The organism is Streptomyces sp. NPDC029041, from assembly GCF_040637515.1.
In the GTDB taxonomy this organism is placed as follows: domain Bacteria; phylum Actinomycetota; class Actinomycetes; order Streptomycetales; family Streptomycetaceae; genus Streptomyces.
The window spans coordinates 143,907-156,076 of record NZ_JBEZWO010000014.1 but is presented as its reverse complement, the minus strand read 5'-3'; the positions used below and the strand labels follow the sequence as shown (position 1 = coordinate 156,076).

12 protein-coding genes are annotated in these 12,170 nt (G+C 71.8%); 6 read left to right on the top strand and 6 right to left on the bottom strand.

The window, feature by feature from the left end; all coding sequences use genetic code 11:
- Positions 1 to 27 precede the first annotated feature (27 nt).
- From AB0F04_RS31230 to AB0F04_RS31220, 3 genes are all read right to left on the bottom strand, one after another.
- Positions 28 to 1,347, bottom strand: coding sequence for a DUF2637 domain-containing protein (locus tag AB0F04_RS31230; protein ID WP_362047583.1), 1,320 nt, complete (start codon positions 1,345 to 1,347; stop codon positions 28 to 30).
- 88 nt (positions 1,348 to 1,435) lie between these two features.
- A complete protein-coding gene (locus tag AB0F04_RS31225; protein ID WP_362047580.1) occupies positions 1,436 to 2,335 on the bottom strand; it encodes a DUF3558 family protein in 900 nt (299 codons plus the stop codon).
- A 119-nt stretch (positions 2,336 to 2,454) separates the two neighbouring features.
- Positions 2,455 to 3,273: a DUF3558 domain-containing protein gene (locus tag AB0F04_RS31220; protein ID WP_362047577.1), complete on the bottom strand. Its 819-nt coding sequence runs from the start codon at positions 3,271 to 3,273 to the stop codon at positions 2,455 to 2,457.
- A 171-nt stretch (positions 3,274 to 3,444) separates the two neighbouring features.
- On the opposite strand from AB0F04_RS31220, the gene AB0F04_RS31215 reads away from it, so the two are divergent.
- A complete protein-coding gene (locus AB0F04_RS31215; protein WP_362047574.1) occupies positions 3,445 to 4,638 on the top strand; it encodes an RtcB family protein in 1,194 nt (397 codons plus the stop codon).
- A 10-nt stretch (positions 4,639 to 4,648) separates the two neighbouring features.
- On the opposite strand, the gene AB0F04_RS31210 is transcribed toward AB0F04_RS31215, so the two are convergent.
- Positions 4,649 to 5,425 (bottom strand): SDR family NAD(P)-dependent oxidoreductase, encoded by a 777-nt coding sequence (locus tag AB0F04_RS31210; protein ID WP_362047571.1) that lies wholly within the window; start codon positions 5,423 to 5,425, stop codon positions 4,649 to 4,651.
- A 128-nt stretch (positions 5,426 to 5,553) separates the two neighbouring features.
- Here AB0F04_RS31210 and AB0F04_RS31205 point away from each other — a divergent pair, with 128 nt between their 5' ends.
- Positions 5,554 to 5,991 carry a nuclear transport factor 2 family protein gene (locus AB0F04_RS31205; protein ID WP_362047568.1) on the top strand — a complete coding sequence of 146 codons (438 nt, stop codon included), beginning with the start codon at positions 5,554 to 5,556 and terminating at the stop codon, positions 5,989 to 5,991.
- Positions 5,992 to 6,009: 18 nt separating this feature from the next.
- Here AB0F04_RS31205 and AB0F04_RS31200 read toward each other — a convergent pair whose 3' ends face one another.
- Positions 6,010 to 6,345 (bottom strand): YnfA family protein, encoded by a 336-nt coding sequence (locus AB0F04_RS31200; protein ID WP_362047565.1) that lies wholly within the window; start codon positions 6,343 to 6,345, stop codon positions 6,010 to 6,012.
- Positions 6,346 to 6,393: 48 nt separating this feature from the next.
- Positions 6,394 to 6,801 (bottom strand): helix-turn-helix domain-containing protein, encoded by a 408-nt coding sequence (locus AB0F04_RS31195; RefSeq protein WP_362047562.1) that lies wholly within the window; start codon positions 6,799 to 6,801, stop codon positions 6,394 to 6,396.
- A 121-nt stretch (positions 6,802 to 6,922) separates the two neighbouring features.
- Between AB0F04_RS31195 and AB0F04_RS31190 the strand changes: the two genes are divergently transcribed.
- The 4 genes from AB0F04_RS31190 (at position 6,923) to AB0F04_RS31175 (ending at position 11,998) form a co-directional block, all read left to right on the top strand.
- Complete coding sequence (locus AB0F04_RS31190) at positions 6,923 to 7,813, top strand: NADP-dependent oxidoreductase (RefSeq protein WP_362047559.1); 891 nt, start codon at positions 6,923 to 6,925, stop codon at positions 7,811 to 7,813.
- Between the two features lie 852 nt (positions 7,814 to 8,665).
- Positions 8,666 to 9,742, top strand: a complete 1,077-nt coding sequence (locus AB0F04_RS31185; RefSeq protein ID WP_362047556.1) for an LLM class flavin-dependent oxidoreductase — start codon at positions 8,666 to 8,668, stop codon at positions 9,740 to 9,742.
- A 117-nt stretch (positions 9,743 to 9,859) separates the two neighbouring features.
- Positions 9,860 to 10,579 (top strand): response regulator transcription factor, encoded by a 720-nt coding sequence (locus AB0F04_RS31180; RefSeq protein ID WP_362047553.1) that lies wholly within the window; start codon positions 9,860 to 9,862, stop codon positions 10,577 to 10,579.
- Complete coding sequence (locus tag AB0F04_RS31175; RefSeq protein ID WP_362047550.1) at positions 10,580 to 11,998, top strand: HAMP domain-containing sensor histidine kinase; 1,419 nt, start codon at positions 10,580 to 10,582, stop codon at positions 11,996 to 11,998.
- The last annotated feature ends 172 nt before the right edge of the window (positions 11,999 to 12,170 follow it).

Genomic DNA, 12,170 nt, shown 5'->3' with positions numbered 1-12,170 from the left:
AGGGGCCCTGGTGTCAGGGCCCCTTCGTCATGCGATGTGCTCGTCCGTCAGCTCTGCGTTGAGGCGGTTGGAAAAACGGTTCACCATCCGCTTGGACTCGGCCTCCTCCAGCGTGACGCCGTACGTCGCCTCGACGTCGGCGATGAACCCGCGCGGGGTGGGCGCTCCGTTCCCGCTCTTGATCGACTCACGGAAGATCTGGTAGTACGCCTCCTCGTCCGGCTCCGGGGTGGGAGCTGTGCCGCCGCCGTCGCCCAGCTCGCGCGTGCGGTTCGGGCCGACCGGGATGGGGAAGCTGCCGGTGTCCTCCGCGGAGAGGGGCTCCTGCACCGGGTCCACATGCTGTGCGGCCTGCGGGGGCTCGGCGATCCACTGGGCGTACTGGTCGGGGTCGAAGGCCGGGTCGTAGCCGCCCTGGTACTCCACCTCGCGGGGGGTGTTGAACCAAGGGCTCTGGTCGGGTTCGGCTTCCTGGCCGGGCGCTTGCGGGTGAGGGCTGCTGTCGAGCTCCGGACGCTGCCCGCCGCGGGGTGCCGCGGCGCCCGCCTGTGCCGCCCCGGCGGCACGACCGGCCGCGGCGAGGGCGGCGTCCGCCGCGAGCGTCTTCGGCTCCGCCGCGTCCAGCGCCTGCTGCGGGGCCGGCGGTATCAGGGCCGGCTCTATCCCCGCGGCCGCCAGCCCCGCCGGAGCCGTCTCCGCCAACGGCACCCCGTACTTCGCCAGCCGCAGCGGCATCAGCGACTCCACCGGCGCCTTCCTGCGCCACGCCCGCCCGAACCGCGACCGCAGCCGTGCCTGGTAGACCAGCCGCTCCTGCTCCAGCTTGATGACCTGGTCGTAGGAGCGCAGCTCCCAGAGCTTCATGCGGCGCCACAGCAGGAACGTGGGGACCGGGGAGAGGAGCCAACGGGTGAGGCGGACGCCCTCCATGTGCTTGTCGGCCGTGATGTCGGCGATCCGGCCGATCGCGTGCCGGGCCGCCTCGACCGCGACCACGAACAGCACCGGGATCACCGCGTGCATGCCCACACCGAGCGGATCCGGCCACGCGGCCGCGCCGTTGAAGGCGATCGTCGCCGCCGTCAGCAGCCAGGCCGTCTGACGCAGGAGGGGGAACGGGATCCTGATCCAGGTGAGGAGCAGATCCAGGGCCAGCAGGACGCAGATGCCCGCGTCGATGCCGATCGGGAAGACGTAGGAGAAGTTCCCGAAGCCCTTCTTGATGGCCAACTCGCGGACCGCCGCGTACGAACCGGCGAAGCCGATACCGGCGATGATCACGGCACCGGCCACGACCACGCCGATGAGAACGCGGTGCATCCGAGTCAGCTGCAGTGGCGCGGCCACCCGTAATCCCCTCCCCTTGCGTGTTGTTGCGCGCAACAGGGTGGCACATGTGTGCGGGGAACGGGTGGCCGGTTCCTGTCGGAACTGCTCAGCTCTTCGACGCGGGCTTCTTGGACGGCGAGGCCGAGGCGTCCTTCGAGGGCTCGTCCGACGCCTCCGCGGACGCCGACTTCGAAGGCGACTTCGACGGCTTCGACGACTCGGACGACGCTCCGGACGGAGCGCTGCCGCCCTTGCCGTTCGCGGCCGACACCCCCTCCACGGCCTCCTTGACGGCCTTCTTCGCGTCCTTCAGCAGGTCGCCCTCGTCCGGCGTCTTGTCACCGGCCAGACCGGCGCCGTTGTAGTCGAGCGTGACCACGACGTTCTCCACGCGCGCCACGATCGTCTGCTGCTTGAAGGTGCCTTCCTTCTTCTTCAGGTCGTAGTGCACGGCCGTGGCCTGGTCGCCCGTACCGGCCACCGGCTCCGACTCGACACCCTTCGCGCCCTCGGCGGCCTGGGCCTCCTGGACCTGCTTCTCGTAGTACTCCTGGGCCAGCTTGTCGGCCGGGCCGCGGGTGACGTCCGACTCGAAGCGCAGCATCGACACGTTCAGCCAGCGGAACTGCGAACCCTTCACGCCGTTGTTGTCGAGGCTGTTCCAGGAGCAGTTGGCGCGCGTCGAGATGTCGTCCGACTTGCCCTCCTTGCCGGACACACCCTTCGGCACGAGGTCCTTCAGCGTCTTCTTCGAGAGCACCTTGCACGGCTCCGGAAGCTTGTCGTACGCCGCCGCCTGCACCGTCGGTGACGGGCTCGAGGACGCCGACGCCGCGGCCTTGGCGGCCTTGTCCGTGCTGTCGTCGGAGCCGGAGTCCGAGGAGCAGCCGGCGGCGACCAGCACCACGGGGACGGCGGCCGCGCAGACAAGGACGCGGCCCCGGCGCTTCGCTCGCTGGTCTCGCTCTACTCGCTGTGCTCGTCGCTGCATGGTTCCTTCACTCATGACGCTCGTGGTTCCCTGCGGTCGGAACGGGTCCGAATGGTCACCGTACGCGCTGAGGCAGCGGTGTGTTCTTCCTTCGCATCCTTTGCGGGTGGGCGTGAAGGGGCCGTGAAGGGGCCTCAGCCGCCCAGCGACTCCGCCAGCTGGGAGGCCAGTTTCTGCGCCCTGTCCTGCATTTCCTTGCTGTCCGGGACGACACCGACGGTCGCCGGCTGCTCCGCGTACTCGATGGTCACGATGACGTTGGACGTGCGGAACGCCACAGTCACGGTCCGCTGCTCGGCCGTCGAACCGGAACGGTTCAGCCCGTCGTCGAGGAAGGCCTCGTCGCCGAGCTCCTCCAGGACCCGGGGCTGCAGATCGGTCGGGGTCGCGGAAGGGGGCGCCGACGGCGAGGAGGAGCCGGAGGGGGCCGGGGAGCCGCTCGGTGACGCCGACGCACCGCCCGCCGGGGTGCTGCCGGAGGCCGCCGTCTGCGTGGTGGTCGGCTCGGGCAGGTGCGCGGCGGCCTCCCGCTCCGCGAAGAGCTGCTCGGCCTGGTTGTCGTCGCTGACGGCGTTGTCGTAGGAGACGACCCGCTCGAAGTCGATCAGCAGATGGTCGGTGGCCGCGGAGGAGTCCACCTTCCAGCGGCAGCCGACCTTGCGGTCGGTGTCGAAGGTGGTCGTGGGCTCGCCCTCGTAGGCCTTGTCGCGCTGTTCCTCGTCGCCGATCTGCCGGATGCCGGGGAGCAGTTCGTCGAGCGTGCTCTCGCTGACCTCGGCGCACGGATCCGGCAGGGTCCGGTAGCGGCCGGGCTCGGCGGCGGGCGACGCCGTGCCGGTGTCGCCGGGGTTGGAGTCGTCCGTCGGGCCGCCTTCGGCCGAGCCGCCGGTGCAGCCGGCCAGTACCGCCGTGAGGAGCGCGGCGATCCCGGGTGCCCACGCCTTCCGTCGCACGTGGTGGCTCCTCTCGACACGGATATTGGCTTGCCGCCGTACAGCGGGCGATGGACACAATGTGTATCGCACGCACTGCCGTGGACGCCGGTCCGATTTCCTTTTCGTCGACCTTGGCTCCGGTATTTGCTGTTGGAGACTTCTGTTCGTTTACGGGGGATTGAGGGTGTTATGTCGTACGTAGAGATGCCGGGCGCGAAGGTACCGATCCGGATGTGGACCGACCCGGCCTCGGTCGAGGACTCGGCACTCCAGCAGCTCCGGAACGTCGCGACCCTGCCCTGGATCAAGGGTCTGGCCGTCATGCCCGACGTGCACTACGGCAAGGGCGCGACGGTCGGCTCGGTCATCGCCATGCAGGGCGCGGTGTGTCCGGCGGCGGTGGGCGTGGACATCGGCTGCGGGATGTCGGCGGTGAAGACGTCCCTGACGGCGAACGACCTGCCGGGCGATCTGTCCCGGCTGCGGTCGAGGATCGAGCAGGTGATTCCGGTCGGCCGGGGGATGCATGACGACCCGGTGGATCCGGGGCGCTTCCACGGGCTGGCCACCGCCGGGTGGGACGACTTCTGGTCGCGGTTCGGCGGGGTGGCGGAAGCGGTCAAGTTCCGTCAGGAACGTGCCACGAAGCAGATGGGAACGCTCGGCGGAGGCAACCACTTTGTCGAGGTGTGCACGGATACGACCGGATCTGTCTGGCTGATGTTGCACTCCGGTTCCCGGAACATCGGCAAGGAACTGGCCGAGCACCACATCGGCGTGGCCCAGAAACTCCCGCACAACCAGGGCCTGGTCGACCGCGACCTCGCGGTGTTCGTCGCGGACACCCCGCAGATGGCGGCGTACCGCAACGACCTGTTCTGGGCGCAGGAGTACGCCAAGCACAACCGCTCGATCATGATGGCGCTCCTGAAGGACGTGATCCGCAAGGAGTTCAAGAAGGCCAAGCCCACCTTCGAGCCGGAGATCAGCGCGCACCACAACTACGTGGCAGAGGAGCGCTACGACGGGATGGACCTGCTCGTGACCCGCAAGGGCGCGATCCGGGCCGGTGCCGGCGAGTACGGGATCATCCCGGGCTCCATGGGCACGGGTTCGTACATCGTGAAGGGCCTCGGCAACGCCAAGTCCTTCAACTCGGCCTCGCACGGCGCGGGCCGGCGCATGAGCCGCAACGCGGCCAAGCGCCGGTTCACCACGCAGGACCTGGAGCAGCAGACCCAGGGCGTGGAGTGCCGCAAGGACTCCGGTGTCGTGGACGAGATCCCCGGCGCCTACAAGCCGATCGAGCAGGTCATCGACCAGCAGCGGGACCTGGTGGAGGTCGTGGCGCGCATCAAGCAGGTCGTCTGCGTGAAGGGCTGACCAGCGGGCTCTACAGCTCCCGGTGCACCTTCGTGTTCGACGCCTGGGCTCGGGGGCGCAGGACCAGGAGGTCGACGTTGACGTGGGCGGGGCGAGTGACCGCCCACGTGATCGTGTCGGCCACGTCGTCGGCCGTGAGGGGTTCGGCGACGCCCTGGTAGACCTTGGCCGCCTTCTCCTCGTCGCCGCCGAAGCGGGTCAGGGCGAACTCGTCCGTCTTGACCATGCCGGGGGCGATCTCGATGACGCGGACCGGCTGTCCGACGATCTCCAGGCGCAGGGTCTCGGCGAGGACGTGGGCGCCGTGCTTGGCGGCGACGTAGCCCCCGCCGCCCTCGTAGGTGCCGTGTCCGGCGGTGGAGGAGACGACCACGACCGTGCCGTCGCCGCTCGCGATCAGCTTGGGCAGCAGGGCCTGGGTGAGGTTGAGGGTGCCGAGGACGTTCGTCTCGTACATCCGGCGCCAGTCGTCCGGGTCGCCGGTGGCGACCGGGTCGGCGCCGAGCGCGCCGCCCGCGTTGTTGACCAGCACGCCGATCGTCCTGAACGCCGTGGCGAACTCGTCGACCGCCGCGCGGTCCGTGACGTCCAGGGCGTACGCCGTGGCCTGGTGGCCCGCCGTGTTGATCTCCTCGGCCAGGGCCTCGATGCGGTCCTTGCGGCGCGCGGTGAGGACGACGCGGTAGCCCGCCGCGGCGAGTTGCCGGGCCGTGGCGGCGCCGATTCCGCTGCTCGCACCCGTGACGACGGCGATGCGGGAGGCTGCGGACGGGGCGGCGGTGGCCATGGGAGCTCCTCGGGCGTGGGTGTGGGGTGTGCGGGGCGGACGGTGCGCAGACGCTTCCGGCCAGGATAGGCAGGCCCGGCGGTGGGAGAATGAGGCTGGGTGGGCCCCTGTTCTCCCGGAGGTGGATCATGGGCGAGGCACGTGAGGTGATGGACCGGCTCACGGACGCGGTCACCGCGCACCCCGACCTGCAGGTCGTGGGCGAGCTCTACGCCGAGGACGCGGTGGCCTTCACTCCCGACGAGGGCGAGCTGCGCGGACGCGACGCGATCGTCGCGTACTGGCGGACGATGACCGAGGCCGTCCCCGGGGCGACGTTCGAGGCGCTGCACTCCTACGAGGCCGGCGACACGGCGATCGACGAGGGCGTCTACCGCGGGCGGAACACCGGGCCGCTGCAGCTGCCCAACGGGGAGACGCTGCCGCCGACGCAGAAGGAGGTCCGGATCCGCGGGGTGGACATCGCCACCGTGAAGGACGGGCGGATCGTCGACTACCGGCTGTACTTCGACGAGCTGGACTTCCTGGGGCAGTTGGGGCTGCTCCCGCCCGACGAGCCGTTCTGAGCCGCGCGAGGAGCCGGGTCAGTTTCCTCGCGGGGCGTACATGATGACGGCCATGCCCGCGAGGCAGACCAGCGTGCCCGTGATGTCCCAGCGGTCCGGACGGTAGCCGTCCGCGACCACGCCCCACAGGATCGAACCGGCGACGAAGATCCCGCCGTACGCGGCGAGGACGCGGCCGAAGTGGGCGTCGGGCTGGAACGTCGCGACGAAGCCGTAGGCGCCGAGGGCGAGGACGCCGCCGGCCGCCCAGAGCCAGCCCTTGTGCTCGCGCACGCCCTGCCAGACCAGCCAGGCGCCGCCGATCTCCAGCAGGGCGGCGAGGACGAAGAGGGCGGCGGAGCGCAGTACGGACATGGCGGTCAGCTTCGCACGCGCGCCGGTCCCTCGGCCGTGCCGCCGGTGTCAGTCGCCTCGGGCCTCGGCGTCGTAGCGCTCGCGGGCGTCCCTGACCTCGTCGAAGTGGTTCTCCGCCCAGTCCTTCACGGCGGTCAGGAGCAGGGCCAGGTTGTGGCCCAGGGGCGTGAGTTCGTAGTCGACGCGGACCGGGACGGACGGGGTGACGGTGCGGGTGAGGAGGCCGTCGCGTTCGAGGGAGCGCAGGGTCTGGGTGAGCATCTTGGGGCTGACGCCGGCGATCCTGCGGCCGAGGTCGCTGTAGCGCAGGGGGCCCGGGGCGAGGGCGGACACGACGAGGCTGACCCACTTGTCGCTGATGCGGTCCAGGAGCTGGTTGGTGGGGCAGCTCTTGATGAAGGCGTCGTACTCGATGCGGGCCTGCTCGCGCCGCTGGGCCGCCGTCATGGTCGCCATGGCTCACCTCCGGGGTACGTACGCACTCACAGGTAACTACTTACCTGTGGATAGTAGCTCTTCCTAGGGTTGTGCCGGCCGGGAGGAGGTCCCGGATGCCGACAATCCAAGGAGCGTCGCTGTGCGTGCTGTTGTGGTGAACTCGTTCGGTGGGCCGGAGACGGTGGAGGTCGTGGAGGCGGCGGTGCCGGAGCCGGGTGCGCGTCAGGTGCGGATCAAGGTCGCGGCGGCCTCGCTGAATCCCGTGGACGCGGGGGTGCGGTCCGGTGTCTTCGGGGGTGCGGGCAAGCGGATCGGGCTCGGCTGGGACGTCGCCGGGACGGTGGACGCGGTGGGTGTGGCCAGTGCGTGGAGCGTCGGGGACGCGGTGGTGGCGCTCGACTACGGCATGGTCAAGCCGCTGGGCACCCATGCCGAGTACGTCGTCGTGGACACGGACGCCGTGGCCCTCGCGCCGGCCTCGGTGGACACGGTCCACGCGGCGACCCTGCCGCTGAACGCGCTGACCGCCTTGCAGGCCCTGGAACTGCTGGAATTGACGCCGGACCGGTCGCTGCTGGTCACGGGTGCGGCGGGGGCGGTCGGCGGGTACGCGGTGCAGCTGGCCGCGCACCGGGGGATACCGGTGGCCGGGCTGGCCCGCGAGGGCGACGAGGCGTTGGTGCGGTCCCTGGGGGCCGGGCGTTTCGTCGGCGGCGCCGTCCCGGACGGGGAGTTCGACGCGGTGCTGGACGCCGCCGTTCTCGGTGAGCCGGCCCTGGCCGCGGTGCGCGACGGGGGCCGGTACGCCGGGGTCATCCCGCAGGCGGAGCCGACCTCGGTCCGGGGGGTGCGGACGGGGGCGGTCGAGGTGAGCGCGGACGGGGCGCAGCTGGCGGAGCTGGTGCGGCTGGTGGACGAGGGGGTGCTGACGACGCGGGTGGCCGAGACGTTCGCGCTGGAGGACGCGGCCAAGGCGCATGCCCGGCTCGGCGAGGGTGGTGTGCGGGGGCGGCTGGTGCTGGTGCCCTGACGGCCGGGCTGGGGTGGGTGTGCGGGTTGGCTGGTGCTCGTGTCCTGTCCGCTGGGGTGGGGTGGGTGTGCGGGTTGGCTGGTGCTCGTGTCCTGTCCGCTGGGGTGGGGTGGGTGTGCGGGTTGGCTGGTGCTCGTGTCCTGTCCGCTGGGGTGGGGTGGGTGTGCGGGGGTGGCTGGTGCTTGTGTCCTGTCGGCCGGGCTGGGGTGGGTGTGCGGGTTGGCTGGTGCTTGTGTCCTGTCGGCCGGGCTGGGGTGGGTGTGCGGGGGTGGCTGGTGCTCGTGCCCTGTCGGCCGGGCCGGGGCGCGGGGTCCGGGTCGGGCGCTCGACCGCGGCGCCGAGGCTTTCGACGGCGGTGCGGGGGCTCCTGCTTCGGTGCTGGGTCGGTTCCGTCGCCGGGCCCTTGCCTTGGTGCAGGGGCCCCTCGTCTCCGTGCCCGGCCCTTGTCCTGATGCCTGGCCCTCGCCTCCGGCAGCACCGGCCCTCGCCTCCCAGGCAGCTCCGGCCCTCGCCTCCGGCAACGGCCCTCGTTTCCGGCAACGGCCCTCGTTTCCGGCAACGGCCCTCGTCTCCGGCAACGGCCCTCGTCTCCGGCAACGGCCCTCGTCTCCGGCAACGGCCCTCGCCTCCGGCCCCGGCACCGGCACCCGCCCCCGGCGCCGGACCCTCACCCCTGGTGCTCGTCTCCATGAGAGGGGTACGCGGTGCGTAAGCCATGGGGTGCCCGCTGGGTGCTCGACTGCGGGCCCGGGCCGCGGCGGCGCCCGCAGGTTGCTTCTCGGGGAATAGGCCCACGTCGGCCGCCGTTCACAGGTATGGTTGAACGATAAACAACCTGGAGGGTGAGCGAGCATGCAGTTCGGGATCTTCAGCGTCGGCGACGTCACGCCCGACCCCACCACCGGCCGGACGCCCACGGAGCGCGAGCGGATCAAGGCCATGGTGGCCATCGCGCTGAAGGCCGAGGAGGTGGGCCTCGACGTCTTCGCCACCGGCGAGCACCACAACCCGCCCTTCGTGCCCTCGTCCCCCACGACGATGCTCGGCTACGTCGCGGCCCGCACCGAGCGGCTGATCCTCTCCACGGCCACGACCCTGATCACCACCAACGACCCGGTGAAGATCGCCGAGGACTTCGCGATGCTCCAGCACCTGGCCGACGGCCGGGTGGACCTGATGCTGGGGCGCGGGAACACCGGCCCGGTCTACCCCTGGTTCGGACAGGACATCCGCCAGGGCATCAACCTCGCCGTCGAGAACTACGCGCTGCTCCACCGCCTGTGGCGCGAGGACGTCGTCGACTGGGAGGGGAAGTTCCGCACCCCGCTGCAGGGCTTCACCTCCACGCCCCGCCCGCTGGACGGCGTGGCGCCGTTCGTCTGGCACGGGTCGATCCGCTCGCCGGAGATCGCCGAACAGGCCGCGTTCTACGGCGACGGCTTCTTCCACAACAACATCTTCTGGCCGGCCGACCACACCCGGCGCATGGTCGAGCTGTACCGCGAGCGCTACGCCCACTACGGGCACGGCACTCCCGAACAGGCGATCGTCGGCCTCGGCGGGCACGTGTTCATGCGGAAGAACGCCCAGGACGCGGTGCGCGAGTTCCGCCCCTACTTCGACGTCGCCCCGGTGTACGGGCACGGGCCCTCACTGGAGGACTTCATGGAGCAGACGCCGCTGACCGTCGGCTCCCCGCAGCAGGTCATCGAGAAGACGCTGGCGTTCCGCGAGTACGCCGGCGACTACCAGCGCCAGCTGTTCCTGATCGACCACGCCGGGCTGCCGCTGAAGACCGTGCTGGAGCAGATCGACCTGCTCGGCGAGGAGGTCGTGCCGGTGCTGCGCAAGGAGTTCGAGGTGGACCGCCCGGCGGACGTCCCGGACGCCCCGACGCACGCGGCCCGGCTCGCCCGGGCCCGAGGGTGAGGGCAGGGTAGGGCCCGGCTCCGAGGTTGCCCGGCCGCTGGTGAGAGAGGAGTAAGAAGGACGCTCCGGCGCAGCGCAGACGGTCCCCGGGGCCGGGCGGCTTGGCACACTGGACGCGTGCCCCACACCGTGCTGCTCGCCGAAGACGACCGCGCCATCCGCAACGCCCTGGAGCGTGCCCTGACCCTGGAGGGCTACCAGGTCATGGCGGTCGCCGACGGTGTCGAGGCGCTGGCACAGGCCCACCGCAACCGTCCGGACGTGCTCCTGCTGGACGTGATGATGCCCGGCATCGACGGCCTCCAGGTGTGCCGGGTGCTGCGCGCCGAGGGGGACCGGACGCCGGTGCTGATGCTCACGGCCCTCGTCGAGACCGCCGACCGGATCGCCGGCCTGGACGCGGGCGCGGACGACTACGTGGTCAAGCCCTTCGACGTGGAGGAGGTCTTCGCCCGGCTGCGCGCCCTGCTGCGCCGCACCAGCCCGGTGGGGGCCGGCAGCGCACCCGCGGCCGAGGCGCCCAGGCCGCTCCCGGATCGGTTCATCGACGCCGCCGGTATCCGCATGGACCCGCAGGCGCGCCGGGCCTGGCGGGGCGCGCGCGAGCTGGAACTGACCCGCACCGAGTTCGAGCTGCTGGAACTGCTGGTGCGCAACGCGGGCATCGTCCTCGACCACTCGACGATCTACGACCGCATCTGGGGCTACGACTTCGGGCCCGGCTCGAAGAACCTCGCCGTCTACGTCGGCTACCTGCGCCGCAAGCTCGACGAGCCGGACGCGCCGCAGCTGATCCACACGGTCCGGGGCGTGGGTTACGTGCTGCGGGAGGACTGAGTGGGCAGCCTGCGCCGGCTGCTGGCCGGGCGGCGGCCGGGGCTCGTCTCGCTGCGCACCACCCTCGCGGTGTCGTTCGCGGCGGTGACGGCGGCCGTGACGATCCTGGTCGGCATCCTGTCGTACAGCGCCGCCGCGCGGCTGGTGCGGGTGGACCAGCAGACGGTGTTCGACGAGGTCGTGCAGGATCTGCGCGACGAGGTGCGGCAGAACCGCATGACGCCCGGCGACTTCTCGTCCGCCGCGCCCGGCCACGACCTGGTACGGCCCGCCCGCACCGACGTGCAGGTGCTGGGCCCGGACGGGCACGTCGTCGACCGGGGCAGCCCGGGCCTGCCGGTCACCGGCGCCGACGTGCGGATCGCCGCCGCGTCCTCGCCCGGGGAGGTGGCCGAGCACAAGGACGTCGACGTGGGCGACGACGTCTACCGCGTCGCCACCGTCTCCCTCGGCGACGCCCGGGGCGCGGTACAGGTCGCCCAGGAGTTCAGCGACGTCGAGGACCTGCTGCGGGTGCTCCAGCAGCGGACGCTGCTGCTGGTGGCGGCCGTGGTGATCGGCGCCGGACTGTTCGGCTGGTGGCTGGCCCGGCGGATCACGCGCCGCCTGGTCGTGCTGACCGACGCCGCCGAGGACGTCGCCCGCACCCGCCGCCTGGGCATCCAGGTGCCCGTGGCCGGACACGACGAGGTGGGCCGCCTCGGCCGGGCCTTCGACCGCATGCTGGGCCGGCTCGCCCAGTCCGAGGAGGACCAGCGCCGGCTGGTCCAGGACGCGGGCCACGAGCTGCGCACGCCGCTCACCTCGCTGCGTACGAACATCTCCCTGCTGCGCCGGATCGACGAACTCCCGCCGGGGGCCCGCGACGAACTCGTCGCCGACCTGGGCCAGGAGGCCCGGGAGCTGACCGACCTGGTCAACGAACTGGTGGATCTGGCGGCCGGGCAGTCCGACACCGAGCCGCCGCGGCGGGTGGACGTCGCGGACATCGCCGAGGAGGTCGCGGGGGTGGCCCGGCGCCGGAGCGGCCGGGAGATCCTGCTGCGCGCGAGCGGCGACACCACGACCGACGGGCGTCCCGGGATGCTGACCCGCGCGCTGTCCAACCTCGTCGAGAACGCGGTCAAGTTCGACCAGGGCGGCCGGGCCCCCATCGAGATCGTCGTCTCGGGGCCCGCCCGGCCCGGCCGGATCCGGGTCGAGGTCCTCGACCGCGGCCCGGGCATCGCCGAGCGCGACCTCACCCGGGTCTTCGACCGCTTCTACCGCGCCGCCGACGCCCGCTCCCTGCCGGGCTCGGGCCTCGGCCTGTCCATCGTCCGCGAGGTGGCCCTCGCCCACGGGGGAGCGCCGTTCGCGTTCCGGCGGGAAGGGGGCGGGACGGTGACCGGGTTCACGGTGGGCGGGGGGATCGACTGACCGCACGGGCCTGCGGTGAGGTACCGCCGAGCTGCGGCCCGGCCTCACGCCACGTGCGCCCTGGCGGCTGAGCCGCGGCACCTCCCCGCGGGGCGGTCCTGCGGGGACGTCCCCGCGGGGCGGTTCTGCGGCACATCCCCGCGGGGCGGTGGTTCTGCGGCGCGGCCCTGCG

What these genes read in the sequence shown, in the direction of transcription:
- AB0F04_RS31215 (WP_362047574.1), top strand. Translation starts at nt 3,445, where the DNA reads ATGTCGTACGTAGAGATGCCGGGCGCGAAGGTACCGATCCGGATGTGG.
- AB0F04_RS31210 (WP_362047571.1), bottom strand. Translation starts at nt 5,425, where the DNA reads ATGGCCACCGCCGCCCCGTCCGCAGCCTCCCGCATCGCCGTCGTCACG.
- AB0F04_RS31185 (WP_362047556.1), top strand. Translation starts at nt 8,666, where the DNA reads ATGCAGTTCGGGATCTTCAGCGTCGGCGACGTCACGCCCGACCCCACC.
- AB0F04_RS31225 (WP_362047580.1), bottom strand. Translation starts at nt 2,335, where the DNA reads ATGAGTGAAGGAACCATGCAGCGACGAGCACAGCGAGTAGAGCGAGAC.
- AB0F04_RS31195 (WP_362047562.1), bottom strand. Translation starts at nt 6,801, where the DNA reads ATGGCGACCATGACGGCGGCCCAGCGGCGCGAGCAGGCCCGCATCGAG.
- AB0F04_RS31200 (WP_362047565.1), bottom strand. Translation starts at nt 6,345, where the DNA reads ATGTCCGTACTGCGCTCCGCCGCCCTCTTCGTCCTCGCCGCCCTGCTG.
- AB0F04_RS31205 (WP_362047568.1), top strand. Translation starts at nt 5,554, where the DNA reads ATGGGCGAGGCACGTGAGGTGATGGACCGGCTCACGGACGCGGTCACC.